The 24,856-nt window shown below is 62.9% G+C and carries 24 protein-coding genes and 1 pseudogene; 8 read left to right on the top strand and 17 right to left on the bottom strand.

Going from position 1 to position 24,856, the window contains the following annotated elements; translation table 11 throughout:
- Nucleotides 1-62: 62 nt before the first annotated feature.
- Genes CAURIM_RS09950 through CAURIM_RS09930 form a run of 5 tightly spaced genes read left to right on the top strand, consistent with a single transcriptional unit; the run spans nt 63 to nt 3,874 of the window.
- The gene (locus CAURIM_RS09950) at nt 63-665 is read left to right on the top strand and encodes a ComEA family DNA-binding protein (protein ID WP_201829268.1); all 603 of its coding nucleotides are present in this window, start codon (nt 63-65) and stop codon (nt 663-665) included.
- A complete protein-coding gene (locus CAURIM_RS09945) occupies nt 662-1,912 on the top strand; it encodes a ComEC/Rec2 family competence protein (RefSeq protein ID WP_201829270.1) in 1,251 nt (416 codons plus the stop codon). Before CAURIM_RS09950 ends, CAURIM_RS09945 begins: the two co-directional genes overlap by 4 nt.
- A complete protein-coding gene (holA, locus tag CAURIM_RS09940) occupies nt 1,909-2,856 on the top strand; it encodes a DNA polymerase III subunit delta (protein WP_201829272.1) in 948 nt (315 codons plus the stop codon). Before CAURIM_RS09945 ends, holA begins: the two co-directional genes overlap by 4 nt.
- A gap of 11 nt (nt 2,857-2,867) precedes the next feature.
- The gene (locus CAURIM_RS09935; RefSeq protein ID WP_070530472.1) at nt 2,868-3,236 is read left to right on the top strand and encodes an ankyrin repeat domain-containing protein; all 369 of its coding nucleotides are present in this window, start codon (nt 2,868-2,870) and stop codon (nt 3,234-3,236) included.
- On the top strand, nt 3,233-3,874 hold the full coding sequence (locus CAURIM_RS09930; protein ID WP_201829274.1) for a LysE family translocator: 642 nt from the start codon (nt 3,233-3,235) through the stop codon (nt 3,872-3,874). The genes CAURIM_RS09935 and CAURIM_RS09930 overlap by 4 nt, the downstream gene beginning before the upstream one ends.
- A gap of 67 nt (nt 3,875-3,941) precedes the next feature.
- On the opposite strand, the gene CAURIM_RS09925 is transcribed toward CAURIM_RS09930, so the two are convergent.
- The 4 genes from CAURIM_RS09925 to CAURIM_RS09910 all read right to left on the bottom strand — a co-directional run bounded on the left by CAURIM_RS09925 (nt 3,942) and on the right by CAURIM_RS09910 (nt 6,823).
- A complete protein-coding gene (locus tag CAURIM_RS09925) occupies nt 3,942-5,117 on the bottom strand; it encodes a type II restriction enzyme (RefSeq protein WP_236659394.1) in 1,176 nt (391 codons plus the stop codon).
- A complete protein-coding gene (locus tag CAURIM_RS09920; RefSeq protein WP_201829278.1) occupies nt 5,110-5,919 on the bottom strand; it encodes a DNA adenine methylase in 810 nt (269 codons plus the stop codon). The genes CAURIM_RS09925 and CAURIM_RS09920 overlap by 8 nt, the downstream gene beginning before the upstream one ends.
- The gene (rpsT, locus tag CAURIM_RS09915) at nt 5,920-6,183 is read right to left on the bottom strand and encodes a 30S ribosomal protein S20 (RefSeq protein ID WP_070519529.1); all 264 of its coding nucleotides are present in this window, start codon (nt 6,181-6,183) and stop codon (nt 5,920-5,922) included. It lies immediately after the preceding gene.
- 118 nt (nt 6,184-6,301) lie between these two features.
- Complete coding sequence (locus tag CAURIM_RS09910; RefSeq protein ID WP_201829280.1) at nt 6,302-6,823, bottom strand: type II toxin-antitoxin system PemK/MazF family toxin; 522 nt, start codon at nt 6,821-6,823, stop codon at nt 6,302-6,304.
- An 18-nt stretch (nt 6,824-6,841) separates the two neighbouring features.
- Here CAURIM_RS09910 and lepA point away from each other — a divergent pair, with 18 nt between their 5' ends.
- Nucleotides 6,842-8,689, top strand: a complete 1,848-nt coding sequence (gene lepA, locus CAURIM_RS09905; RefSeq protein WP_201829282.1) for a translation elongation factor 4 — start codon at nt 6,842-6,844, stop codon at nt 8,687-8,689.
- 212 nt (nt 8,690-8,901) lie between these two features.
- Here the strand turns inward: lepA and CAURIM_RS09900 are convergent, their stop codons facing one another.
- From CAURIM_RS09900 to CAURIM_RS09885, 4 genes and pseudogenes are all read right to left on the bottom strand, one after another.
- Complete coding sequence (locus tag CAURIM_RS09900) at nt 8,902-9,111, bottom strand: hypothetical protein (protein WP_070711103.1); 210 nt, start codon at nt 9,109-9,111, stop codon at nt 8,902-8,904.
- A 795-nt stretch (nt 9,112-9,906) separates the two neighbouring features.
- Nucleotides 9,907-11,101: pseudogene (locus tag CAURIM_RS09895) on the bottom strand (IS3 family transposase).
- 64 nt (nt 11,102-11,165) lie between these two features.
- On the bottom strand, nt 11,166-12,206 hold the full coding sequence (locus CAURIM_RS09890) for an HNH endonuclease signature motif containing protein (protein WP_201829284.1): 1,041 nt from the start codon (nt 12,204-12,206) through the stop codon (nt 11,166-11,168).
- Nucleotides 12,207-12,404: 198 nt separating this feature from the next.
- Nucleotides 12,405-13,487, bottom strand: coding sequence for an alpha/beta hydrolase (locus tag CAURIM_RS09885; protein ID WP_201829286.1), 1,083 nt, complete (start codon nt 13,485-13,487; stop codon nt 12,405-12,407).
- Nucleotides 13,488-13,549: 62 nt separating this feature from the next.
- Between CAURIM_RS09885 and CAURIM_RS09880 the strand changes: the two genes are divergently transcribed.
- On the top strand, nt 13,550-14,917 hold the full coding sequence (locus tag CAURIM_RS09880) for a M20 metallopeptidase family protein (RefSeq protein ID WP_201829519.1): 1,368 nt from the start codon (nt 13,550-13,552) through the stop codon (nt 14,915-14,917).
- Here CAURIM_RS09880 and CAURIM_RS09875 read toward each other — a convergent pair.
- A complete protein-coding gene (locus CAURIM_RS09875) occupies nt 14,853-15,146 on the bottom strand; it encodes a hypothetical protein (protein ID WP_236659396.1) in 294 nt (97 codons plus the stop codon). The two genes, CAURIM_RS09880 and CAURIM_RS09875, sit on opposite strands and share 65 nt — an antisense overlap.
- A gap of 97 nt (nt 15,147-15,243) precedes the next feature.
- On the opposite strand from CAURIM_RS09875, the gene CAURIM_RS09870 reads away from it, so the two are divergent.
- Nucleotides 15,244-15,495, top strand: coding sequence for a response regulator transcription factor (locus CAURIM_RS09870; RefSeq protein WP_070717447.1), 252 nt, complete (start codon nt 15,244-15,246; stop codon nt 15,493-15,495).
- Here CAURIM_RS09870 and CAURIM_RS09865 read toward each other — a convergent pair.
- From CAURIM_RS09865 to CAURIM_RS09830, 8 genes are all read right to left on the bottom strand, one after another.
- Nucleotides 15,492-15,872, bottom strand: a complete 381-nt coding sequence (locus CAURIM_RS09865; protein ID WP_070717444.1) for a cell division FtsX domain-containing protein — start codon at nt 15,870-15,872, stop codon at nt 15,492-15,494. The genes CAURIM_RS09870 and CAURIM_RS09865 overlap by 4 nt on opposite strands.
- A complete protein-coding gene (locus tag CAURIM_RS09860) occupies nt 15,873-17,678 on the bottom strand; it encodes a BCCT family transporter (protein WP_236659397.1) in 1,806 nt (601 codons plus the stop codon).
- Between the two features lie 282 nt (nt 17,679-17,960).
- The gene (locus CAURIM_RS09855) at nt 17,961-19,598 is read right to left on the bottom strand and encodes an FUSC family protein (protein WP_201829290.1); all 1,638 of its coding nucleotides are present in this window, start codon (nt 19,596-19,598) and stop codon (nt 17,961-17,963) included.
- On the bottom strand, nt 19,570-20,790 hold the full coding sequence (locus CAURIM_RS09850) for an ABC transporter ATP-binding protein (RefSeq protein ID WP_201829291.1): 1,221 nt from the start codon (nt 20,788-20,790) through the stop codon (nt 19,570-19,572). Before CAURIM_RS09850 ends, CAURIM_RS09855 begins: the two co-directional genes overlap by 29 nt.
- Nucleotides 20,774-21,532 carry an ABC transporter permease gene (locus tag CAURIM_RS09845; RefSeq protein ID WP_070644565.1) on the bottom strand — a complete coding sequence of 253 codons (759 nt, stop codon included), beginning with the start codon at nt 21,530-21,532 and terminating at the stop codon, nt 20,774-20,776. Before CAURIM_RS09845 ends, CAURIM_RS09850 begins: the two co-directional genes overlap by 17 nt.
- On the bottom strand, nt 21,529-22,434 hold the full coding sequence (locus tag CAURIM_RS09840; protein WP_070446701.1) for an ABC transporter permease: 906 nt from the start codon (nt 22,432-22,434) through the stop codon (nt 21,529-21,531). The genes CAURIM_RS09845 and CAURIM_RS09840 overlap by 4 nt, the downstream gene beginning before the upstream one ends.
- Nucleotides 22,431-23,849 carry an ABC transporter substrate-binding protein gene (locus tag CAURIM_RS09835; RefSeq protein WP_201829521.1) on the bottom strand — a complete coding sequence of 473 codons (1,419 nt, stop codon included), beginning with the start codon at nt 23,847-23,849 and terminating at the stop codon, nt 22,431-22,433. The genes CAURIM_RS09840 and CAURIM_RS09835 overlap by 4 nt, the downstream gene beginning before the upstream one ends.
- A complete protein-coding gene (locus CAURIM_RS09830; RefSeq protein ID WP_290205035.1) occupies nt 23,849-24,799 on the bottom strand; it encodes a GntR family transcriptional regulator in 951 nt (316 codons plus the stop codon). Before CAURIM_RS09830 ends, CAURIM_RS09835 begins: the two co-directional genes overlap by 1 nt.
- Nucleotides 24,800-24,856 lie beyond the last annotated feature (57 nt).

The following is a 24,856-nucleotide window of genomic DNA, read 5'->3' as shown; positions in this document are numbered from 1 at the left end:
TTATCCACAGGCTGCGGCTTAAACCCTCGACGGGGCAGTAGGCGCTGCGTAGCGTCGCGGGCATGAATGCCATTGCTGATCGCCTCCGCGACCTCACCCGCCCGACCGGCGAAGAAGAACTACTCAACGTTGATTTTCCGCGCGTGCGCGTCCCGACCTGGGTGGCGCTGGCTGTTGTAGGCGTGGCTGGCGTTGCACTCCTGGCCTGGCTGGGAACGAGCCGCAGCGTCGAAAACCCCTATGAGGTTGCCGCGCCGAGTAGCGAGGTTGCGGCCGATATCGTGGTGTCGGTGGTGGGCGAGGTCGAGGAGCCGGGGCTGGTGACCTTGGCGCCGGGCGCGCGCATCAACGACGCCCTCGAGGCAGCGCGCCCGCGCGTGCCCACCGATAACCTCAACCTGGCGCAGAAGCTTAACGACGGCGAGCAGATCACCGTCGGCGGCCCACCCAACGCCCCAGAAGCTGCGGGGGAGGGGCTTGTTTCCCTCAACTCCGCCAGCGAGGAGGAGCTGACGGAGCTACCGGGCATCGGCCCGGCCACGGCGGCGGCGATCATCGCGCACCGCGAGGAGGTCGGCAGCTTCACCACCGTGGAACAGCTCATGGACGTCTCCGGCATTGGCCCGGCGAAGTTTGCGCAGTTGAAGGACAAGGTCCGACCGTGAGAGAGCTGCGGCTCGTGCCCGCCGCGGTGGTGGCGTGGTTGGCCACGCTCTCAGTGCTTTTCGGCCACCCGTGGCTGTTGTGCGGGCTCGTGCTTTTCGCTTTCGCGCGCGGTCAGTGGCGCGGGCAGGGCATTTTATGTGCGGCGAGCGGAGTCATCTTCGCCGCCCTGGCTTATGTGCGCTCGGTGCGCGCCGCGGGCTTTCACTTCGGCTCGGAGGTGACGGGAAAGCTTGCCGCCGATCCGGTTCAGACGGCATCCGGGTGGATGGTGCGCCTGCGCGTGCCGGGCTACCCGGCGCAGCTGCCGGTCTTCCTCAAAGAAAAACCGGAGGCCTTTGGCGGCTCGCTGGTGACGGTGCACGGCCACCCCGGCCCCTCGGAGCAGGTCGGGGTAGGCACAACCGTCTTCAGCGGTGAACTCACCGCGCACTCCCATAGCTGGACGGCAGCGGTGGCTGAAAACTTCCGCGCCGTGTGTGACAACGGCCTCATCCCCGGCATGGTCTTGGGCGATACCAGCCTGCAAAGCCCCGAGGATCAGCAGCTCTACATCGACACGGGTCTATCGCATTTGAGTGCTGTGTCCGGCTCCAACGTTGCCATCGTGTGCACTGCAGCCGCGTTGGTGGTGCCGGGGCCGCGGATGAGGGTGGGGGCGTCGGCAAGCGCGTTGGCGTTATTCGTAGCACTGGTGGGGTGGGAGCCCTCCGTCCAACGCGCCACCGTCGCCGGGCTGGCGGGGCTGGCGGCGGTGCTCAGTTCCTCGAAGATGGAACCAGTGCATGCGCTGTCCCTCGGCGTGCTCTTCCTGTTGGCGGCGGACAGCGACCTAGCCGTCAGCTTCGGCTTCGCACTCTCCGTGGCGGCCACCGCCGGCATCGTGGCGCTGACCCCGCTGCTGTTGCGCGTGCTGGGCACAGGTATTGTTGCCCGGGCCTTCGCCGTGGCCATCGCCGCGGACATCGTGACCATGCCGCTCATCGCGCTGATGAGCGGGCGGGTCTCGGTGGTGTCTGTTATCGCCAACGTGCTGGTGGCCCCGGTCGTACCCATCATCACCGTCGTGGGGCTCATCGCCGCCGTTTTGGCACAGGTGGGGTGGGGCAGGCCCCTGGTGATCCTCATCGAACCGCTGGCGGACTGGATCCACTTCGTCGCATCCTCGATGCCGGTGACCACCGTGGCGGCGGGGCCCGTCGCGATGCTCCTGCTTGGCGGGTGGGTTATTGCGGCGTTGCTAAGATGACAGGCATGTCTTCTGCCCCCGTGCACCTCATCCTCGGCGATGATGAATTCCTGGCCGAGCGCGCCCGCCTTAGCGTCCAACAAGGCGAGGTAACCAAGCTCAAGGCCTCCGAGGTCAGCGAAGGCGAAATCCTGGAAGCCACCAGCCCCTCCTTGTTCGGGGAGGACCGCGTCATCGTCATCAGTGACGTGGAGAGGGCCGGCAAGGAGGTCACGAAGATCCTCCTCGACGCCTGCGCCAACCCCATGCCCGGCATCACGCTCATTTTGCTGTACTCGGTGACGGCGAAGACGCTGAAGAAAAAGAAAAAGCCGCCGGAGCTCATCGCGGCGCTGCGCAAGACGGCCGAGGTGCATGAGGTCTTCTCCCTCTATCCGAACGAGCTCGCGCAGTGGGCTACGCGCGAGTTCGCCTCGCATGGGGTGCGGCCTACCCCGGATGTGGTGCAGGCGCTTCTCGACGGCGTTGGCTCCGACCTCCGTGAACTCGCCTCTGCCATCTCGCAGCTCGTCTTCGACACAGGCGGCAAGGTAACCCGCGAGGCGGTGCACGCGTACTACGTGGGCGTGGCTGAGGTGGCCAACTGGGATATCGCGGATGCCGCCGTGGCAGGCCGCGTGGAGGCGGCGGTGTCCACGTGCCGCCGCGCGCTGCAGTTGGGGGCGAGCCCGGTGGCCATCGCCTCGGCGCTGGCCAGCAAGGTGGGTAATATCGCGCGCCTCTACTCCGCACGCGGGGATCAATACTCGCTGGCTTCTCAGGCCGGGATGGCGCCCTATGCGGTTAAGCTGACGCAGCCGGTGGCGCGGCGCTGGTCGGGGGAGAATATCACTAAGGCCGTGATCCTCATGTCGGAGCTGGATGCCGCGGTTAAGGGCCAGGGCGGCGACGAGGACTTCGCCATCGAGGCGGCCGTTAAACGGGTGGCGGAGCTGGCGCGCTAGACTAACCCTCCATGGATGATATCCAGAACTTTGCCACCAAGCTTTTCGATTTTGCCCGCAACGGCGATGCCACGCTGCTCGAGTACATCAAGCAGGGCGTCAACGTGGACATGGTGAACCAAGACGGGCAGTCCTTCATCATGCTTGCCGCCTACCACGGCCACGCGGAGCTGGTGCGCCAGCTCGCCGCGGCGGGGGCCGACGTCAACCTCCTCAACGATCGCGGCCAGTCGCCCTTGGCCGGGGCAATTTTTAAGAAGGAAGACGCGGTGATCGACGCGCTTCTCGACGCCGGCGCCGACCCCACCGCCGGCCAGCCTAATGCACTCGACTCGGCCCGCATGTTCGGCCGCGAGGACCTCCTCGAGCGCCTGTCATGAGCTGGTCCGCGTTTGCGGCCATCCTCTTGATGAACCTCGTCGGTGCGGCGGCACCCGGCCCCGACATCGTCCTGGTCACGCGTTATGCCACGCGCTCGCGCCGCCACGCCATTGCGGCGGCGACGGGCATCCAGGTCGGCGTGCTGTTCTGGTGCACGCTGACCGTGTTCGGCGCCGCTGCGCTGCTCACCGCCTTCCCAGGGGTGCTTTCCCTCATTCAGGTGATTGGTGGCTGCTTCCTGGTGTTCATGGGCGTGCTCTCCATCCGCTCCGGGCTGGAGCTGCGCAAGCAGCCGCCGGTGGATGAGGAGGAAGCCGCCGCCCGCTTGGGCTCGGTGGGCAAGGTCTTCCGCACGGGGTTGGCCACCAACCTGTCCAACCCCAAGATCGTGCTCTTCCTCGCCGCCATGGTCGCCCCGCTGCTGCCGCCGCATCCACCGGTGTGGATTTCTGTGGCACTGGTGTTGAGCCTGTCGCTGTCGAGCTACCTGCTCTTCGTTATCCTCTCGACGGTGATTTCTACCCGCGCGATTCGCCGCCGCCTCCTGGCCGCGGGCCCGTGGATCGACATCGGCTCCGGCGCCTTCTTCGTGGTGGCCGGCTGCGCGCTGGTGTGGGCCGGCATCCAGGCGGCTTAGTGCCCGTCCTTCCGACTAGGCGTGCGTGAGCATTGCTTAAGCGGGCCAGGCAGCTTGTGCCAGCGGCCTAAGCCTGAAGCAGCTCCGCGAGCCAGTGCGACCACGCCGCGACCGTGGCGGAGCGGCGGCGCAGGGTCGTTTCACCCAGGCCCAGGCTGGCCGCGCGCATGAAGACCATTGCCTCTTCTTTATTCACCGCTCGGCGGGTATCCACGACGTGCCGCACCATCTCCCGGAACACCGGCCGCGAGGCCAGCGCTTCAACGAGGGCGAGGTTGCGCTCGTCGCGCGTGCCGCTGAGCTCGGTTAGACCCAAGTAGCGGGCGGCGTTGGTGTAATAGTCCGCCTGGCGCGGGGTAAAACCGAACTCCTCGGGCATATCAGCCTTATCCACCGGGTTCTCCAGCAGACTGATGACTCGGGCGAAGGAATCCGCCTGCGGGAAGGGAACGGAGGTGTTCATGACGTGAGTGCGCTCCAGGACCGCGCGCACGGTCACATCAGTCACGCCGGACTCGCCCAAAATGTAGCGCGCCGCGCTCACCAGCTCGATGCTGCGGAAGTCCTCCGGCTGCCTAAACGCGTAGCGGTAGAAGTGAAAGATGCCATTGGAATAGACCAGGTACACCGGCACCACCTCTTTGTCCAGAGCCAGCGAGAAGCGCCGGAAAGGAAAGTAGAGCTGGCGGATGTTGAAGTCGGGGGAGAGGCGGTTCTTCGCCTCCACGAGCACGAGGTGCTCGGCGGATTCGAAGCCGGCGTCGATCTCCATCTGCGCGCGGTCCACCACCACGTCGCGCCCGCCGATGCACATGGGCAGCGTGAGCGTCGACATGCGCCCGCTGACCGTAGGAACCAGCTCACTGCCCAGGAAATCATCAAGCATGCCACTCAAACTCGCAGCAGTTAGTGCTGCGGCTTCCGAGGTCAGATTCTCAAAATCGATGGACTGGATGTGCCCCGGAACCGGCATCGACTTCAACGGCCCAGCCTGCTCCGGGAAAGGCTGGTACAGGTCAAAGCAGCCAATCAGGTAGGCATCGCGGCGAATCGGCAGCATGGACAACCCGTGCTGGCGAAAGACCTCGGGGCGCGCCGCTGAATAGTCATGCTTGGCCATCAACCGCGGCTCGCGGCCGGAGAGCTCCTTGAGCTTCGCGGCAGGCAACACCGCATAGCCCTGAGCCGCGATGTCGGCGGCGAGGTGGGGATAGACACGGTCCCAGGCGGCGTCGTTAAGCATAATTTCGCACGAGCACCTCATCGACCTTGCCGCGCTTCGACGCCACGGAATTCACCGCGCGCGTAGCCCCCACGATCTCGATGCGATAGTCCGCGTAAAGCTCCTTGATGAAGTCCGTCGCCGAATTCGACAGCAGGAACTTCACCCCGCGCGCATTAAGGGCATCGCAGGTTTCCTTCAGCCGAATCTGGTCCGCGCGGCCGAAGCCACCCGACTGATAGCCGGTGAAATTGCTCGTGGGGTTGACCGGATCGTAAGGCGGGTCGAAGTAAACAAAATCCCCCTCGTTGGCCTCCACCGCGGCATAATCGCCGTTATAGAACGTCACGTCGTGGGAGGACAGGTACTCCGAAACCGCGCGCAGATTCGGCTCATCACAGATCTTCGGGTTGGCATAGCGGCCAAACGGGGCGTTGAACTGGCCCGAGTTATTCACCCGATAAAGACCGTTGTAGCAGGTCTTATTCAAATAGATCGTGCGTGCAGCCCGCTCCACGGGACTCAAGTGCGCAAACCCCGGCTCTCGGTCGCGGGCGCGCATCTCGTAGAAGAAATCCGAATCATTCGGATAGCCCTTTAAAAGGGCAATGAGCTCGTCCACGTCATCGCGGACCACCTCGTAGACGGTGATGAGCTCGGTGTTCAGGTCATTGACCCGGGCGCGTTCGGGCGCCAAAGAAAAAAGAACCGCTCCGCCGCCCAAGAAAGGCTCGACATAAGTGTCGAAGCTCTCGGGCAGCATGGAGTGGATAATGGGTAGCAGTTGGCGCTTTCCCCCCACCCACTTCAGGAGCGGTTTCATTTAGGCCATCTTGTTGAAGGCGTTGGCCATACCGGACTTCTTGTTAGCCGCGGTGTTGCGGTGGAAGACGCCCTTGGACACGGACTTGTCCAGTGCGCGGGAAGCAACGCGCAACTGCTTCTCAGCTGCAGCCTTGTCGCCAGCGGCGACGGCCTCGCGGAACTTGCGGATCTCGGTACGCACGGCGGAGCGTACGGACTTGTTGCGCTGACGAGACTTCTCGTTGGTCAGGATGCGCTTCTGCTTGGACTTGATGTTTGCCATCGATATACCTCTTAGAGTCGTAGGAATTCTTTACCGAGGAAGGCGGACCCAAGGTCCTGACCGCCAGCGTGCCCCGGCATCCCAAAAAAATTAGCAGGGCTCGGCCTGAATTCCCAAATCACGCCCAGTGATAACGGGAGCGCAACCTGTTGGCAATGCGCTCGAAGCGTCGCTCCGGGAAGAGCGTGCCCTGTCGGCGGCACTGCTCCTCGGAGATTTCCAGCACGCGGTCCATCCGGATCCAACACTGCCGGCCAGATTCATCCCATTCGCCGGTGCCGATATCGAGCCATTCTTCCTTGTTCGCGTGGCCAGGGTTGGGGGAGATGAGCAGGCCGAGCACCGTGGTGCGCGTGCGCGAGACAATCAGCACGGCGCGCTCGCGCGGCGGGGATTGCTTGCCATCGGAGGGTGCCCAGACCCAGACGACTTCCCCGGAGTCAGCCTGCCCATCCATGTCGGGGGTGAAGAAGACGCTGCGCGGGTGGGCGTCGGCAGACTCGACGCGAATATCGGCCGCCTTGCGGGGTTCCGTCACGGAATCGTTCTGGTTCAACCCCAAGCGTTCGGTGATGCGCTCGAGGCCGGCGTCGACAGGCTCGGGGCCTCCGATGCCGAGAATGCGGGCCAACCTAGACATGTCGTCTATTCTAAACGCATGTCTACAAACTTCGCGGCCACTACGTTTACGGATCCGTCCAAGATCCGAAACTTTTGCATTATCGCCCACATCGACCACGGCAAGTCGACGCTGGCTGATCGCATCCTGCAGTTGTCGCAGGTGGTGGAGGAGCGCGACATGCGCGACCAATACCTCGACAACATGGATATCGAGCGTGAGCGCGGCATCACCATTAAGGCGCAGAACGTGCGCCTGCCCTGGATTCCTCAATCTGGTGCCATGAAGGGGGAGGAGATCGTCATGCAGATGATCGACACTCCCGGCCACGTGGACTTTACCTACGAGGTCTCCCGCGCGCTCGAAGCCTGTGAGGGCGCCATCCTGCTTGTCGACGCCGCCCAAGGCATCGAAGCCCAAACCCTGGCCAACCTCTACCTGGCCATGGAAAATGACCTGGAGATCATCCCGGTCCTCAACAAGATTGACCTGCCGGCAGCCGATCCGGAGAAGTACGCCCTGGAGATTGCCCACATCATCGGCTGTGAGCCGGAAGAGGTGTTGCGCGTTTCCGGCAAGACCGGCGAGGGCGTGCCGGAGCTGCTGGATAAGGTGGCGGAGCTTATCCCGGCACCGACGTCCGAGTTCGGCGAGGATGCCCCGGCCCGCGCGATGGTCTTCGACTCCGTTTACGACACCTACCGTGGCGTGGTGACCTATATCCGCATGATGGACGGCAAGCTGACCCCGCGCCAGAAGGTCACCATGATGGCCACGGGTACCAACCATGAGCTGCTGGAGGTGGGCATTGTCAGCCCGACCATGCAGAAGTGTAAGGGGCTGGGCCCGGGTGAGGTGGGCTACCTGATTACTGGCGTGAAGAACGTGCGTGAGACCAAGGTGGGTGACACGATTACGTGGGCGTCGAATGGCGCGAGCGAGCCGCTCAAGGGCTATGCCGACCCGAACCCTATGGTCTACTCCGGCCTGTTCCCCATCTCCCAGGCAGACTTCCCGGACCTGCGTGATGCGCTGGAGAAACTGCAGCTTAACGACGCCTCCCTCACCTTCGAGCCCGAGACCTCCGTCGCCCTAGGCTTTGGCTTCCGCTGTGGCTTCTTGGGTCTGCTGCATATGGAAATCACGCGCGACCGTCTGGAGCGCGAGTTCGGCTTGGACCTGATTTCCACAGCACCTTCGGTGACCTACCGCGTGGTGGCGGAGGACGGCGAAGAGTCCATGGTGCACAATCCGTCGGACTGGCCCGGTGGCAAGCTTCGTGAGGTCCACGAGCCGATTGTGAAGATGACCATCATCGTGCCGGAGGAATTCGTCGGCTCGACGATGGAGCTGTGCCAGTCCAAGCGCGGCCAGATGGGTGGCATGGACTACTTGTCTGAGGACCGCGTGGAGCTGCGCTACACCATGCCGCTGGGTGAAATCATCTTCGACTTCTTCGACATGCTGAAGTCCCGCACCAAGGGCTACGCCTCCCTCAACTACGAGGAGGCCGGTGAGCAGCTGGCAGACCTGGTGAAGGTGGATATTCTGCTCAACGGCGATCCGGTGGATGCCTTCTCCGCCATCGTGCACCGCGATTCCGCGCAGTGGTACGGCAATAAGATGACGAAGAAGCTCAAGGAGCTCATCCCACGTCAGCAGTTCGAGGTGCCCGTCCAGGCGGCCATCGGTTCGAAGATCATCGCGCGTGAAAACATTCGCGCCATGCGCAAGGACGTGCTGGCCAAGTGTTACGGCGGCGATATTTCGCGTAAGCGCAAGCTGCTGGAGAAGCAGAAGGCCGGTAAGAAGCGCATGAAGTCCATCGGCTCCGTGTCCGTGCCGCAGGAGGCCTTCGTCGCGGCGCTGTCCACGGACGCTGAATAAGAAAGCCGTCGCCCATAGCATGGCATCGGGCCTGCAAAATCCATCAGCGTGGTCACGGCCGGCACTGGTTGCACTGACGGCGCAGGCCCCACGCCCACGCGCTGGCGGAAGTTCACCCCCGCTCCGGCTCACCCACGTCGAGGGCTGGATTGGTCCGCATGAGCTTGCATGATCTAGCTCTGCGTATTACCTAGTTTGGTGCTCCGGCTGGGTTACTCGGCGTTGAATGAGTAGCTGCCGGTGAGCTGGTTGTGGATTGTCACCGAGTAGCTCTGGCCGTTGGCGTTGGCACCTTCCACAAGCATGTCGAGCTCTTGGGCGTTGTAATAGCGGCTCAGACCCACGTACAGGATGAGCAGGAGGAAACCGCCCACTACTGCAATAGTGGTGACAATCTTCCACGAACTTACTGGGTTGGTCACGAATAGCCCTTTCCTGGGTAAGAGTCTTTCCTGCAGGTACAAACACGATAACAAGCGGGACAGTGCGTCTTGTCCCTTAACGGGCTGTGGGTGCACCTACAGCATGGGGCCAGTGGGCGGGAGGCAACTGGTGTTCATCGAGATCTCCGTCAACCATCTTCCAGTCTTCGGGTGCGCTGTCCCTGGGATCGCCGAGGTCCCGTCAGTCTGGCTTTGGTTGGCGCGTCTCATCCTTTAAGGGCTTAAACCCGGCCTTACTGTCACTGCCGTTGCATCTGGGTGGCGGGTTTCTCCTTTAAGGGCTTAAGAATCCCCGTTGCTCTTGCTGCTTCCGGTAGCACGTGAAGCCGGACTTGGGGTCGCCGGATTGCCCGTCAGTCTGGCTTTGGATGATGGGTAGCGCTGGCGTAAAGCTCGCCGATTTTCCTGCGTGCCTTGTTGTGTTTTGTGGGTGGTGTTGTCTTGAAGGATCGCCGATGTGCCCGCGAACCTTCCCTCGGTTGGCGGGTGGCGGTATTGGTGCTGGTGGTAAGCCGTTTCCTTTCAGTTGTTGCTGTGTGTGGTGGCTGGGGTTAGCTGCTGTCGGGTGGTGGGTCTGGTGGCTGTTCTGGTGTTTGTGTTCCGGGAGGTTGTGCCGGTGCCTGCCGGTCTGGCGCTGGGTGGCTCTGTCTTCCGGTTTGCTCCGGTGATCCTTGGGCAGGGGCTGTGGCCTGTGCCTTTGCGGCTGCTTTTTCGGTGTTGAGTCTGGCTAGTGCTTGGGCCTGACCCCCGGAAAGTAGACACGTCGGGGGTTAGCTATGCTGCTTGGGTCAGTGTAGCTGATGTGAGTGCTTCGAAGTCATCGGGGGCTAGAAGGTTGCACCAGGAGTGCCGTCTGCGCGTGTTGTAGCGCATGCACCATCGGAAGACTTCTTGGCGGCAGATGATGGGATTGTCAAAAACTTTCCTATCTCGCAGAACTTCACGCTTTAAAGTGGCGTTAAACGATTCTGCCAGGGCATTATCGGCACTCGTTCCCACTGCTCCCATGGATTGGCGAACACCAAGTTGGGTGCAGTGGTCTTGAAAAGCCTGTGAGGTGTACACACTGCCATGATCAGAATGGAAAATTACCCCTTTAAGGCTTCCGCGAACCTTGCTGGCATGGGACAAAGCTTCGATAACCAGCGATACCCGCATGTGATCGGCGAGCGCATGACCGACAAGTTTGCGCGAGTAGACGTCGATGACTGTGGCAAGGTACATGTTCTTGCCTCCCTTACACGGCAGGTAGGTGATATCGCCTACATACACCTGGTTCGGCTTATCAGCGGTGAATTTGCGGCCTACTAAATCTGGCATGACTCGATGACCAGGCTTGCGCCTGGTAGTGACACATCGACGTTGTTTAGTAAAGCCTTTTAGCCCCATGGATTTCATAATGCGTGCGACCTTCTTGTGATTGATCGGAGGAAAGTCCGTATCGGCTTTAAGGCTTGCAGCGATGCGTTTAGCACCATAAAGCCCGTGCTCATCATCGAAGATGCTCTTGATTCGTGCACCAATAAGAGCATCCGAACACATCTTTAACCTGCGTTTTTCGCGGGTGTTGACCCATTTGTAGAACGAGGAGCGATTGAGCTTTAACACGTGGCACATCCGCTTGACCGAGTACTCGGTTCGATGGTCATAGACAAACTGGAAGCGGATTACCAGCGTGTCTCTTTAAGCAAAATACTTCGCGGCCTTACGCAGGATGTCGCGTTCTTCACGAAGCTTAGAGACTTCTTTTGTCTCACTGGCGGATCCGCTCAGAATCAGTCGTCGCCTGTGCCTTGTCGCGCATGCTTTTTGTGCGGACACGCTTGCCGGTGCCGTACTGCTTAAGCCAGGAATAAAGTGAGGAACGATTGATTCCTAGCTCTGCTGAAGCCGCGTGAAGTGAGAGGTCCTCATTGTTTTCGTAGAGGGCCACAGCATCACGTTTGAACTGTTCGGAGTACCTAGGCATGGTGGTAGATTACCTTTCTTCCCAACCCAACAGGGCTGGATATCAGGTGTCTACCTAACAGGGGTCAGGTCCCTTCTTGGTATTCCGGCATTGCGGTTATCGGTGCACCCCAGGGTGGGATGAAGGACACTCCGGTATTCAGCCGGTACATGTAGCCACGCCCGGTAGGCCTTGAAGGGTCATCGTCGTTAATACCGTTGTGGTAGGCACACAGGAAGGTCAGGTTCTTGATGTTGGTAAAGCCACCTGCTTGCCAGGGGATGAGGTGGTGGACTTGGCAGTAATCGGCTGGTTTGTTGCAGCCTGGTCTTGAGCAGGTGTGGAATTCCGCGTGCAGGCTAAGGCGTTGGTTGAGGTTTGCTCCGCGCGATAGTCGCCAGGTGTTGATGGGCCCGTCAAGAGGGTGGACGATGGTGGCGTAGCCTATTTCGGCAAACGTGTGGGTTAAGAATTCTGCCCCGGTCATGCGCGCGCCGTTAGTCAGGTTGAGCTCTATTTCATCACCCTCGCCGCTGATGATCTGGTCCAACTCATTTAATGTGACGATGACTTGGGTGCGCACCGCGGGTGTGGATCCAGTGCCTTCTTTGAAGAAGACGTCATTGGCGGCTTGAAGGAGGTCGGTGGTGTTGGTGGATTCTAAGATTGCGCGCATGTTGGCAATCGTGGTGGCATCGTCGGTAATGGAGAGCGTGTTGGGGCCTTCGGATCTGTAGGTGATGCGCACGCCTGGTTTGGCGGTTCTTTTAGCACGCAGTTCTTTAAGCCGTGCGGCGGCAACATGTGGGATGCGGTGTGCGGGTGTGGCGGCGAGTTTTGCGCGGAGGTTCCAGGCATCCAGGGTCTTTTTCACGCGTGCGGTGTAGGTTTCAATCAGTGTGAGGGTGCCGAGGCTGTGTTTCTGGGCGAGTGCTGCGTGGCGGGCTTTGCGTTGTTTGCCGCTAAAGCGGGTGGGGCCGAAGTAGACCTGGTGTAGGCCGGCAAGTTCGGTGGCATCGGCGGCATCCGCGCCGAGCGCGCGGAGCTCATCGGGTGTGCCAGGTATATGTTCCACCAGCGCAATCCCCGAGTTGCGTAGGCGGAGGTAGGTTTCGATATCCCCCATGGGCACAGAGACTAAAACAGGTCTAGCCACCCCGCAACCGGAAGAGCAAATAACCTGCTCACAGACGGGATGAAACACCGACCAAGGGCGGAGAGAGGGTTGGCTAGGGCTGGCTGAACGGTGACTGGGGGGACGGGAGATAGGCCTCAGAAAGGGGAGAGCCTTTCGGGCCGACAGGCTTGGGCGGTGGGGTCGTCGCTAGTACAGCGCCGGTTTAATCGCGTCCCACGCCGGCTGCAATTGCTTGCCAAACATCACCCAGTCGTGCACCCCGGCGTCGAGGTAGTCGGTGGTGTGGGGGAGGGAGGCGTCGTCAAGCGCGGCGGAAAACTCCTCCGTGCACCGCTTTGAGCCGGCCTCCAACAAGGTTCCGCCAATGCGATCGTCGAGGGATTTGTCGGGGTAGGCCGCCATCTCCTCATCCGTCCACGCGCCAGTGGCAGCGGAGAGATACAGCGTCGTACCGCGCAGCCCCTCCGGGTTCGCTGCGACATCATTGCGCAGCCAGTCCGGCGAGCCGTGCGGGCCCCACATGTTCCGTGGGTTGCCACCGAGGCTGCCCACCGTCAGGTCAACCGTTCCTTGACCCACCGTGCTCGTCGTGGAATAGCAACCGGAAATCCCCGCCACCGCATCGAAGAATCCCGGGTGGTTGTTGGCCATCATGACCGCGCCGGACGCGCCCATCGACAAGCCGATGATCCCGCGCTTGCCGTTGTGGTTCAGCTCCGCCTCAACCACCGGCGCAAGCTCCTGCGTGACGAAGGTGTTCCATTTGTTGCGGCCCAGCTTGGGGTCGTCCTGATTCCAGTCCGTCCACATGGAACCAGCGCCTTGGGAGGGGATGACGATGCTGGCGTCGGACTCACCGAAGACGCGCTGCACATGCCCCTTGGTGATCCAGTTGGAGGTTTCCGGGGAGTCGACACCTTCCAGGAAGTACACCACCGGGCCGCCGCTGCCGAGGACGACGTCGACGGGAATCTCACGTCCCATGGACGGCGAGGCCACGAGCCACTTTTCCCGGCCAGGCTCATCGGTCGGGGTGCGGGAGACAACGGACGCCGTGCTTATCGACGCATCCACCGGGTACGGATAGCCCTCCTGTTCCGATGTGAACAAATCGGTGAGAAGGTGCGAGGAGGAACCCATGGCGTTGAGGATGCTGAACGTTGCGTCCACGCCCCAGCGAGAGGATTGCTCATGGCGGCTGGATTCCTGGTAAGCAGGGGCAGAAGACATGAGAAGTGCGCTGCTCAAAAGCGCAGAGAGAAGCTTCATAGACCGTTACTTTAATACAGTTTCCGGTATGCTCGGCGCACATGCTCGGAAAGGATGACACCATGAAGATGGCACCGCGCCACCGTCAGCAACTGCCACCGCTTCCGATGGTTTCGGCCAAGCTGGGGGAGCGTTTGGCCAGCCAAGTGTTCGTGGAGGAAGGCTGGGAGCTGCTTCCGGAGTTGCAGGAGTTCCGTCGCGATATGCACCAGAACCCGGAGGTCGGGCTGCACCTGCCGCGCACGCAGGAGAAGGTGCTCGAAGCTCTTAAAGGGCTACCGCTGGAGATCCAGCTCGGGCGCGACTTGAGCTCCGTCGTCGCGGTGCTGCGCGGCGGCAAGCGCGGAGAGCGTCCCGTCTCGGTGCTGCTGCGCGCGGACATGGATGGTCTTCCGGTGCGCGAGCAGACGGGCAGCCCTTTCGCTTCGACGAATAACAACATGCACGCCTGCGGCCACGACCTGCACACGGCCGGGCTGATCGGCGCGGTCAAGATGCTCTGCCGCCACCGCGAGGAGCTGTTGGGCGATGTCATCTTCATGTTCCAGCCGGGCGAGGAAGGCCCGGGTGGTGCGCAGCCGATGATTGATGAGGGCGTGCTCGACGCTGCTGGCCGCCGCCCCATCGCCGCCTACGGTTTGCACGTCGGCCCGCAGGATCGGGGCACCTTCCACCACATCGCCGGCCCGATGATGGCCTCGTCGTCCAACCTAGGGATTACCGTCTACGGCAAAGGTGGGCATGGCTCGCGCCCACATGATGCTATCGATCCCGTCGCGGCCTTGGCGGAGATCCAGGTGGCGCTGCAGGTGGCGCTGACCCGGCGCTTCGACGCGAACTCGCCGATTGTCATCACGGTGACCAACTTGCGCGCGGGCGACGGCGCGGTCAACGTCATCCCGGACAAGGCGGAGCTGGGCGCGACGGTGCGCGTGCTTCGCGACGAACACATCGATGCCGTCCGCCAAATGATCATCGAGGTCTCAAGCTCCGTGGCGGCCTCGCATCGTTGTACCGCAAAGGTGGACTTTGAGGTTTTGTATTCGGCGACGAAGACCTCACAACGCGAGGATCAGTTCGCGGCGTCGTTGTGGGCAGGCATGTTCGGTGCGGAAAATGTGCTGACCATGGACACCCCGATGATGGCCTCGGAGGACTTCGGCGCGGTGTTATCCCAGGTTCCGGGCACCTTCATGTGGTTCGGTACGGGAGATCCGCACACCCCGGAGCACATGCGCGAGTGGAACCACTCACCGCTGGTGCGCTTCGATGATTCGGTCCTGGGAGACCAAGCCGCAGCCCTGGCGGCGGTGGCCTTTGAGCGCCTCGCCGCCGAGGACGCTCATCCCTCCCCGGCCACGAAGGCTATGCGCGCGCCGGTGCAGGGGACAGGGGCGAATGCGCAGCCGCCTTCTTCCGCAGCGCAATAACACCCCAGATGGTGGCTATCCACACGGCTAGCACGACGACCATGCCGGCGAGGAGGGGCCAGATGGCGTCGTCGAACGCGGTGCTTAGCGACGGGAAGAGGTTGTTCGTCACGTGCACCGCGATGGCAGCAATGAGCCAGCGCACAGGCTGTTTCTGGGATCGGCCATAGGCGCTAAGACCGGTGAACAGCGAGTGGGAGAGCGGGTTGGATACCAATCGGATGACCACCGCTGAGATCGCGCCGGCGGTATCCGAACTTCCTCATTGAAGGGAGCGTAACCCGCACTGTCCAGCCACTCTAGGCCCGCGCGCGAGAAGGTGGGTCATGTTTGTATTGAGCTCCACCGCGAGCCCGGAGACGGCAAAGTCCCACACCACGCCGTGCGCAATTCCCGGCCGGCGGCGCAGGAAGAACAGCGTGGCGCAACTCGTGGCCCAGGGTCTAGACAACCAGGAGATTGCCGGACAGCTCTACGTCTCCGTGACCACGGTTAAGACCCATATCAAGCACATCTTGGACAAACTGGGCGGTACCAATCGGGTGCACATTGCGATCGCGGTGTTGGAGTCGCGTTAGCGCCGGAAGAAAAACGCGGAGACCAGGCCGATTAACGCGATGCCGACCACGATGATGGATGCTACGGGCCAGTATTGGGGGTAGTACTTGAGCGTATAGCCGAAGACCTGGCCGTCGTCGAACTGGCGGGCAAGCGCGATGGGCATCCACCACAGCTTCGTGAGAGTCAGCACTGCGCCGAGGAGGCCGGTGATAAAGCGGCGGGTACCGCGCAGAAAGAAGCTCGCGGCCACGAGGAGCATGCCGCCGATGCTGAGTGCGAAAAGAACGGGAGTTGTCGCGGTGAGCGGGGAGCCGTTGATGAGAAACTCGTGGTCGATTTCATGCTGCTCGATGAGGGTGTAGCCGTCGAGGACGACGTTTTCAGGCAACCCCATTTATTTCTCCTTCTGCTCGGCGTCTGGCTCGTAGCCATCGGCCCAGGTATCGGTGCCGAAGTCGTAGTCTACATTCTCGCCCTTTTCATCGGTGCGCTGGTACCAGTCCGTATAGCGGTGCGCTGAGGAGTCGAAGTCGGAGCCGGCACCGCGGCCTTCGTCTGCATGCTCGACGGTGAGCTCGAAGTCATCGCCGTGCTCCTCGATGCCGCGCACGACGGCGTTTTCCACCGCGGCACGCGCGTAGGCGCGGCGGATGAACATCGGGTCGGAGCGCAGGTCCTTGATGAAGGCCACCATCATGACGAGCAGCACGATGCAGAAGGGCAGGGCAGACAGGATGGTCAGGTTCTGCAGGCCGGTGAGTACGTCTTCGCCGCCGGTCAGCAGCATGACTACGGCAATGCCCATCATGCACAGGCCCCAGAAAATGACGATGAACTTGTTGGGGGCAGGGTTTCCCTTGGAGGACATGGTTCCCATGATGACCGAAGCGGAATCGGCGGAGGTGATGAAGAAGACCGCCAGCACCAGGATCAAAATGAAGGGTGTGATGCTGCTCAGCGGCAGGTTGTCGAACATGGCGAAGAGCACCTGTTCGCCGGAGGCGGAGCCATCAAAGTTGGGCAGGTTCTCGCGCTTAAAGGTGATGGCTGTGCCACCGAAGATGGTGAAGGCCAAAATGAGGATGAGGGAGGGAGCGAAGACCGTCACTGCCGTGAATTCGCGTAGCGTGCGGCCGCGGGAGATACGGGCCACGAACATGCCGACGAACGGCGTCCAGGCAATCCACCATGCCCAGTAGAAGGCGGTCCAGTAAGACTGGAACTCGATGGTCTCATCTCCCCAGGACAGGCCTTTGGCCATCATCGGCAAAAGCTGGTCGATGTAGGTCACGATGCCGGAGGGCACGAGGTTGAGCATGTGCAAGGTCGGACCGGTGAAGAAGACAAAGATGACCAAGCCGAGTGTCACCGTGATGTTGAAATTGGAGAGATAGCGCACGCCGCGGGAGACACCCGAGACCGCCGAGATGATGAAGCCGCAGCCAAGGACCGCAATGATCACGATGAGCACGGAGTTGGTCAGCGGGCCGGCGCCGCGGATGATGGATACTCCTTGGCCGATCTGGATAGCGGAAAGACCCAGTGTGGCGGCGGTGCCGAAGAGCGTGGCGACGAGGGCGAGGACGTCGATAAGCTTGCCCAGCGGGCCGTCGGTATCGCGGGAGCCGAACAGCGGCTTGAAAATGGAGGACACCAGAGGCACGCGCCCGCGGCGGTAGGAGGAATAGGCGATGGCTCCGCCGACCAGGGCGTACGCCGCCCAGGGCGAGATTCCCCAGTGGTAGTGCGCCTGGACCATGGCCTGGTGCAGGGCCTCGACGCTGTTGCCGTCGACTGTGTGGGGCGGCGGGGTGAGGTAGTGCGACAGCGGCTCCGAGGGGCCGTAGAAGAAGATGCCGACGCCGATGCCGGCGCCAAACATCATGGCAACCCAGCTGAACCAACCGAACTCGGGCTCTTCGTCATCAGTACCGAGCTTGATGCGGCCTAGGCGGGAGCAACCGATGTAGAGCATGGTGGCTACGGCCATCATCATGGTGATGTTGAGCAGCCAGCCGGCGTTGGTGATGGCCCAGGAAAAGGCGGTGGAGGATGCGGCCGAGACGGATTCTGGTGAGCTAATTCCCCACACGATGAAGGCTACGATGAAAGTAGCGGTGCTGAAAAAAGGGACCTTGTCAAGGGCGAAAGCGTTGCGTTGATCCTCCACACCGATACCCGGAACCAAGCCGGGGTGCATGTCGTGAGGATAGATGCCAACGGGTGGACCTGTAGATTTTCGAGTGTTCACCCTCACCATTATCGCAGGTGCGCACAATGACAGTGGTGTGAGCTAGGATGAAGGCATTTATTTCTGCGTCGATTGGAATGTCATGTCGCTGCCTAATTTTGATGAGAATGTCCGTGAGCTGGAGGAAGCCTTCGCTTGCTTCGAGCGCGTGGAGGAACACGTACTCGACCCGAACCTGTTGCTATCGGTGAAATAATTCGCGGGCAACCGGGGGTTGCCCGTGCTAGGAGGTTAGGACCGCATTTCCGCTGCGGTGATTTTCGCGATGAGCGTGTCCAGCTCCGCGCGGCTGGGCTGCGACAGCGGATTGACCACGCAGAAATCTAAGAGGAAGTATCCGGCCGGTTGCAAGGCGGTGTGGCGCTCCCAGAACTCGCTGATATCGGAGTGATTGGTCGCCAGCGACTGGATGCTGCGCCGTTCCGAAAGCAACTCGTAGTGCAGGTCGCGCCGCTGTGCCAGCGCTTCCTCGGGGGTCTTGATGAGTAGTGCGCCGAGCAGGGCGGCCATCGCCTCGAAACAGCGCGTTTGCAGGCGGTAGTGGTTGGTCAGCTGGGCGCGCGGCTTCCACAGCCACAAGAAGAGCATCGCCACGACCACGGAGAGCCCAATCTCCGCCATACGCGAGCCGATGGTGTGGGCCATGTGCTCCGAAGAATTGCCCATCAGCAGTGCCAGGGGAGTGGAGAAGATGACGCATAGCGCGTAGTTCTTCACCACCAGAATCTCCGCGCAGAACTGGCAGAAGGCCAACGCGAGCACCAACCCCCAGCCGTGCGGGCTGAAAGAGGCAATGAGCGCAAAGACACACACGCCTAAGACGGAGCCCAGCATACGTTGCACACCGCGAATCGTTCCCGGAACCCGGTCCGGCCCCCACTGCAAGAGCAGGAGCACCGAGACCGCGCCCCAGTCCGGCCGGTTGAGCCCCAGCGCCATGCCAATGAACGCGGTGGCCAGGCCACCAAGCGCGATCTTTTCCGCTGTCACCACCCCGTGGGAATTGCCCACCGCGGCGCGGTAGAAGCGGTAGCGCATCGTCGGCTTGGTGTGTGGGATGCTGGTGCGGTCCGGGTCCACGTAGGTGGGGGAATCAGAGAGCTCATCCGAGTTGCCGCCGACCTGCTTGTGGTGAGCCACGATGCGCTGCTGCGCGGCTAGCGCGCGGTGCACCAGCTCCGCCTGGGCGGGGTGGCGGATGCGGCCGCCGCGGATGACGCCGGCGTCGGCAAGCGTTTGCCACGCCGTGGAAATGGCGGACTGCGCCTGGTGGTGGCGAGCCAGGAAATCGCTATCGGAGTTCACGAAGGCATCGGCGGCCTTCTCCAGCGCGGCCACCGCGCGGGTCTCCGGACCGTGCGGATCCCGGAAACGCGGCAGCATGCCCAGCACGTAGCTGGCCAACACGCCGGCCAGGCTCCACGCGGCCACCTCCCACGGCGAGACCCCACGCAGCATCGTGGAACCACCGGCCACCATCACGATGAAGAAGGAACCCGGCGGCGGCAGCCGCAGCGCATTCTGCACGAACGCGCCGATGGTTGCTAGAGCCACCGTAAACACCGCGGACAGCGCCAGCCCATGCACGCCGACGAGGGAACCGGCCGTGGCCGCCAGCGTGAGCAGTCCGCCAGCGGTGAGGATCACGCGGCGTCGCGTGCGGTAGGGGTGCCCCTCGCCATAAATGACGGAGAACGCGCCCGCCGAAATGAGCAGTACCGCATCCGGGTGGCCCGTCGCTACAGCGATCCCGCCGGGGATAATGATCGCCAACGCCGCGCGCAGGGCACCGGGCCAGCGGCGCGCGGAGGTGTTAAAGGCGGTAAAGAGCTGAAGTGCATTAGGACGTTGCGGCAGTGGGTGTTCCATATCGGGAGAACACCTTACTCGTTTCGCCGCGATCCACGAGCCGGCCGTCCTGCAGGACCGCCACCGTGGGGCATAAGTGGCGCACGACGTCGATGTCGTGGGAGACGAAGACCAGCGTCATGTCCTTCGTCACGTGCTGTAGCAACTCGAGGACCTGGGCCCGCGAAGTGGCGTCCAGCGCCGAGACGGCCTCGTCCGCCAGCAGAATCTCCGGCTTGCCCACCACGGCGCGCGCCAGCGAAATGCGTTGGCGCTGCCCGCCGGAGAAGTCCCGGGGATAGCGCTCGAAGCCCTCGATGCCGACCTCCCGCAGCACCGCCTCGGCTTCTTCGCGCGTCCCGCCGCCCTCGGCCACGATCTTCCAGATAGGCATGCGCGGGTTGAGCGAGCCCTTAGGGTCTTGGAAGACCATGTGCACACGCTTCTTCACCGCCACCGTCCCCGAGGTCGGCTCCGCTAGCCCCGTGAGCAGCTTGAGCAGCGTGGATTTGCCGGAGCCGGAACCGCCGACGATGCCGAGGCGCTCGCCCTCGCGGACGGCGAGGGAGACGTCGTCCAGCGCGGTCACCCCGCGGTAGGTCTTGGTCACGTTCTTGAGCTCGATGACGGGCTCGCCCAGGGTGGGCATGGGCGGCGGGGTGAGGTCGGGAGCGGTGAGCTCACCGATGCGCACGACGCGGTCGCACACGCGCTTGACGACGTCCCGGTCATGACTAATAAACAGCAGCGCTGTGTCTTCGCTGTCCGCGGCATCCACGATGGTGGAGAGGATTTCCTCCTGGGTGAAGGGATCCAGGGCGGTGGTTGGCTCATCGCAGATGAGGAGCTTGGGATGGCGGGCCATGGCCATCTCAATGAGCGCGCGCTGGCGTTGCCCGCCGGAGAGCTGGTGCGGGAAGCGGTTGAAGCCGGGGACCTTCATCAACGGGTCGAGCGCGGTCATGGGTTCTTGGAAGACCATGGCCAGCGGCAGCTTGCGCAGGTCACGGTCGCGCATGCTCAGCAGCTCCTGGCCGTTGAAGCGGATGGATCCGGTGGCCTGCAGGTGGTCGGGCAACAGCCCCATGATGGCTAGGGCGGTGAGGGACTTGCCGCTGCCGGAATCGCCGATGAGGCCGACGCGTTCGCCGGGTGCAATGGATAAGGAGATGGGGCCGACAGGGCCCACGCGCAGATCAGTGACGGTCAGCATGGCTTCCTAGCAGGTTGAATCCGAGGACGGTGCCGGCGATGGCCAGCCCTGGCCACAGCGCCTGGAGGGGGTGGGTGGCCAGGAGGGGCTGGGCGTCGTGCAGCATGCGTCCCCACGAGGCGGTCGGCGGGGCGGTGCCCAGGCCGAGGTAGGACAGGCCAGCCTCGGCGAGGACGGCCAGCGCAAAGTAGACGGAGGCCTGGATAGCCACGATGCCGCCGAGGTTGGGTAGGACGTGGCGCCACGCGATGAGCGCCGGCGGCACGCGTGAGATGCGGGCGGCCGCGATATAGTCCTGCGTCATAATCTGCAGCGTGCCGGAGCGCGTGACCCGGATGAAGGAAGGGATGCCGGCGATGCCGATGGCGATGGTCGCCGTGAGCGTCGACGAGCCCCACACCGCGCCGGCGACGATGGCCAGCAGCAGCGCCGGGAAGGCGAGTAGCAGGTCGGTGGCCGCCATGATGAAGCCACCACCGCGCATCCCGGCGATGATGCCGAGTGGCACCCCGATGAGCGCAGCGATGGCCACCGCTACCACTCCCACCAGCACGGTGATCTGGGCACCGGCGAGGATGCGGGAGAAGGTATCGCGCCCGAAGCGGTCGGTGCCCATGAGGTGCTCCAGGCTGGGGCCGGCCAGGCGGTCGGGGGAGATGAGGTTCGGGTCATAGGGCGTCCACACCAGAGAGACCAGGGCGAATAGGACAGTCAGGCCCACCAGAATATAGCCGGGCTTCATCGCGCCTCCTTCAGCCGCGGATCGATGACCCGGTAGGCCAGGTCCGTGAGCAGGTTGACGGTCAGCGTGAAAGTCACGAAAACCATGATGAGGGTCTGGACGGTGGTGAGGTCGCGGGTGGAGACGGCGTCGAGAAGCAGCGAGCCCAGACCCGGGATGACGAAGACATTCTCGATGACCACCGCGCCCACCACCAAGGTGCTTAACTGCACGCCGGTGACAGTGAGCACCGGCAAAGCGGCATTGCGCAGGCCGTGGCGGACCAGCGCCCCGGTGCGGGATTCACCCAGGGAGCGGGCGGTGCGGATATAGTCCTTGTCCATCTCCTCGCGGAGGGTGGCGCGCACGTAGCGCGTGAGCATGGCGCCTTGCACCAGTGCTAACGAGATGACCGGCAGGACGAGGTGGCTTAAACCCTCGCGCGGCAGCTGCCAGCCATTCGCCGGCAGCCAACCCAGGTGCACGGAGAAGACCGCGACCAGCAGGATACCGACTAAGAAGCTGGGCACCGCGATGCCCAGCTGCGTGGCCGCATTGAGCACAGGGAGGCGAAAGCGGGCGAGCAGGATGCCCATGGGAATAGCCCCGGCTAGGGCGAGGACAATGGCCAGCCCGATGAGCAACAGCGTAACCTGCGCGCGGTCAATCACCAGCGGAGTGATGTCCTGCTGCGAGGACAGGGAGATGCCGAAGTTGCCGGTCAACAGCCCTTTCATCCACTCTAGGTATTGGACGAGAAGCGGGCGGTCCAAGCCCATGGAGTGCGTTAGCTTTTCCACGGCCTCATCGGTGGCGTTGACGCCCAAAGCCACGCGCGCCGGGTTGCCGGGCACGGCCCGCATGAGCAGGAAAATGATGATGGAGGCAGCCCACATGGTGCCGAGGAAGCGCAGTATTCTCATCGCACGCCCCGCAACTCAATGGCATCGGTGATTTGGTTCGGCTGCAGGCCGATCAGGCCCTCGCGGTAGAGCACGATATTGGGCATATTCATCAGCGTCAGAGCGGGCATGTCCTCCATGATCTGGTCGACCGCACCCGTCATGTCATCCTGCTCCAACAGCGTGCGGGCCTGCGGCGAATCATAGCCGAGGTAATAGTCCGGGTTGCCAAAGATGGTGGGGATATCGCGCGGCTCGACGTGCGCGACGAGCGACATCTGATAGTCTTTCGCGCCCATAACTTGGCTCAGCCACACGGCGGGGAACTCGGCAGTTTCCAGCGTGACCTCAAAGCCCATCTCCTCCAGCTGGGAGTAGAGGAACTCGGAGAGTGTTTGCGCATAGGGCAGGCTCGGTACCGTGAGTGTGAGCGGCGTGCCCACCGCGCCGGCCTCCTCCATCAGCGCGCGGGCGCGCGCCGGTTCAAAGGGGTAGTAGTCCTTCCCACTAAACCAGGGATCAGTCGGCGGGACGGGTGAGCCACCGGTATCCTGCGCGCGGCCTTCCCAGAGGATCTCGTTGGCGGCCCGGCGGTCGATGCCATAGGCCACGGCGCGGCGCACGAGGGGGTCGTCGAAAGGTGCTGCTTGGTTATTCATGGACAGCAACACCTCGCCGTTCGTGGTGCCCACGGCGGTCTCGATGGAGTCATCGAGCGTGTCGAGCAGCTCCGGGTTCTGCACGCCCCACACCGCATCAACCCCGCCGGAGCGCAGGGCGTTGACCGCGGTCAGCGAATCCGGGAAGTAGCGGATGGTGATGTCTTCCTTCGCCGGGGTCCCCCAGTAGTCTGGGCGGGCGCGCAGCGCGATGTATTCGTTGGGGGAGAAGCCCGCGACGGCAAAGGGGCCGGTGCCCACCGCTTCGGTGGGAGTGCGCATAGCACCGATGGCGGTGCCCATGGACCATAACCACCCGGCGGAGGGCCGTTTAAGGGTGACGAGGAGCGTGTGATCGTCGACAGCCGTGGCGGATTCCACCACGTCCATCTGGGCGCTAATGCCGTTCGTCCACTCCGTCTTCACCGCGTTGATGGACCACGCGGCGGTGTGCGCGGTGAAAGCCTCGCCGTTGGAGAAGGAAGCCTCACGCAGGTGGAAGGTATAGCGTGTGGACTCGACCTCCCAGGATTCGGCGAGCCCGGGGACAATCTCTCCCTCCGGGGAGATGCGCACCAGGGTCTCGTAGACGTTGCTCATGAGTGCTGCCGGGATGGCGGCGCCGCCGACGGTGGTGAAATCCAGGGAGGTCGCCGGCGTCGTGGTGGCCAGCGTCAGCGCAGAGGAGTCAGAATCAACCACTGCCGTGGAGCCGGCAGAACACGCGCTTAACGACGCCCCCACGACCAGCCCCAGCGCACCAATCCAGGCTCTCATCATCCTTCCGACAACTTGACCTCGAGCGGGGAGGTGCTTCCGCGCACGCTCGTCATGCCCAGCGTCAGGCGGTCCCCGAGGTACAGGATTTCGGTGCACTCGACGGGATGACCAGAGTGATCTGAGATGTCCAAGTGCAGGCGCCACAGCGGGGTGCCGGGCTCGACATTAAGGGAGCGCGCATCTTCCTCGCTGGCGGACGCGAGGGAGAGCTCGCGATTGACGTTGTCGAAGTCCACGCCCTGCTTACGTAGGTGATCGTGGACAGACTCGTTGTCGGCATCGAAGTTGAGGATGTGGCTGCCCACGTCCAGTGGGAAGAACATGCGCTCGATGGCGATGGGCATGCCGTTGGCGCTGCGCACTCGGTGCACAAAGATTACGGGGGAACCTGTCTCTACCCGCAAGAACTCGGCTTCCTGCTCGGAAGCAGGGCAGCGCCCCAGCCACAAGGTGGACGCGCCGGGCTCGAAGCCGCGCTCGCGCAGCCAGTGCGTCACGGAATAAATGGAGTCGAAGGACTCCGAGGTAAAACGGCCGAGGACGACAGAGCGGCGGCCGCGGCCGGAGGAGATGAGGCCTTCCGAGCGCAGTGCCGCGACGGCTTGGCGCACGGGGCCGCGGGAGGAGGAGCGCCCCAGCCACAAGGTGGACGCGCCGGGCTCGAAGCCGCGCTCGCGCAGCCAGTGCGTCACGGAATAAATGGAGTCGAAGGACTCCGAGGTAAAACGGCCGAGGACGACAGAGCGGCGGCCGCGGCCGGAGGAGATGAGGCCTTCCGAGCGCAGTGCCGCGACGGCTTGGCGCACGGGGCCGCGGGAGGAGGAGAATTGCTCGCAGAGCTCGGCCTCGCTGGGCAGGAAATCACCAGGAGAAAGTTTCTTGCTGCGAATGAGGTTGCGCAGGTAATCAGCGATCATGCTGTGTTGTTGTGTACGGCGAAGGGCCACCGAAATTCTCCTCTATGTAGAACAACGCTGTGACGGGCAAAGATGTGCGTACGCGCG

The sequence above is a fragment of the Corynebacterium aurimucosum genome, from assembly GCF_030408555.1.
In the GTDB taxonomy this organism is placed as follows: Bacteria; Actinomycetota; Actinomycetes; order Mycobacteriales; family Mycobacteriaceae; genus Corynebacterium; species Corynebacterium aurimucosum.
This window is presented reverse-complemented; position numbering and strand designations above follow the sequence as displayed.

Excerpts from the sequence above, each read along its gene's own strand:
- CAURIM_RS09950 (WP_201829268.1), top strand. The coding sequence starts at position 63 with ATGAATGCCATTGCTGATCGCCTCCGCGACCTCACCCGCCCGACCGGC.
- holA (WP_201829272.1), top strand. The coding sequence starts at position 1,909 with ATGACAGGCATGTCTTCTGCCCCCGTGCACCTCATCCTCGGCGATGAT.
- CAURIM_RS09935 (WP_070530472.1), top strand. The coding sequence starts at position 2,868 with ATGGATGATATCCAGAACTTTGCCACCAAGCTTTTCGATTTTGCCCGC.
- CAURIM_RS09930 (WP_201829274.1), top strand. The coding sequence starts at position 3,233 with ATGAGCTGGTCCGCGTTTGCGGCCATCCTCTTGATGAACCTCGTCGGT.
- CAURIM_RS09925 (WP_236659394.1), bottom strand. The coding sequence starts at position 5,117 with ATGCTTAACGACGCCGCCTGGGACCGTGTCTATCCCCACCTCGCCGCC.
- CAURIM_RS09920 (WP_201829278.1), bottom strand. The coding sequence starts at position 5,919 with ATGAAACCGCTCCTGAAGTGGGTGGGGGGAAAGCGCCAACTGCTACCC.
- rpsT (WP_070519529.1), bottom strand. The coding sequence starts at position 6,183 with ATGGCAAACATCAAGTCCAAGCAGAAGCGCATCCTGACCAACGAGAAG.
- CAURIM_RS09910 (WP_201829280.1), bottom strand. The coding sequence starts at position 6,823 with ATGTCTAGGTTGGCCCGCATTCTCGGCATCGGAGGCCCCGAGCCTGTC.
- lepA (WP_201829282.1), top strand. The coding sequence starts at position 6,842 with ATGTCTACAAACTTCGCGGCCACTACGTTTACGGATCCGTCCAAGATC.
- CAURIM_RS09890 (WP_201829284.1), bottom strand. The coding sequence starts at position 12,206 with ATGGGGGATATCGAAACCTACCTCCGCCTACGCAACTCGGGGATTGCG.
- CAURIM_RS09885 (WP_201829286.1), bottom strand. The coding sequence starts at position 13,487 with ATGAAGCTTCTCTCTGCGCTTTTGAGCAGCGCACTTCTCATGTCTTCT.
- CAURIM_RS09880 (WP_201829519.1), top strand. The coding sequence starts at position 13,550 with ATGAAGATGGCACCGCGCCACCGTCAGCAACTGCCACCGCTTCCGATG.
- CAURIM_RS09870 (WP_070717447.1), top strand. The coding sequence starts at position 15,244 with ATGTTTGTATTGAGCTCCACCGCGAGCCCGGAGACGGCAAAGTCCCAC.
- CAURIM_RS09865 (WP_070717444.1), bottom strand. The coding sequence starts at position 15,872 with ATGGGGTTGCCTGAAAACGTCGTCCTCGACGGCTACACCCTCATCGAG.
- CAURIM_RS09860 (WP_236659397.1), bottom strand. The coding sequence starts at position 17,678 with ATGCACCCCGGCTTGGTTCCGGGTATCGGTGTGGAGGATCAACGCAAC.
- CAURIM_RS09855 (WP_201829290.1), bottom strand. The coding sequence starts at position 19,598 with ATGGAACACCCACTGCCGCAACGTCCTAATGCACTTCAGCTCTTTACC.
- CAURIM_RS09850 (WP_201829291.1), bottom strand. The coding sequence starts at position 20,790 with ATGCTGACCGTCACTGATCTGCGCGTGGGCCCTGTCGGCCCCATCTCC.
- CAURIM_RS09845 (WP_070644565.1), bottom strand. The coding sequence starts at position 21,532 with ATGAAGCCCGGCTATATTCTGGTGGGCCTGACTGTCCTATTCGCCCTG.
- CAURIM_RS09840 (WP_070446701.1), bottom strand. The coding sequence starts at position 22,434 with ATGAGAATACTGCGCTTCCTCGGCACCATGTGGGCTGCCTCCATCATC.
- CAURIM_RS09835 (WP_201829521.1), bottom strand. The coding sequence starts at position 23,849 with ATGAGAGCCTGGATTGGTGCGCTGGGGCTGGTCGTGGGGGCGTCGTTA.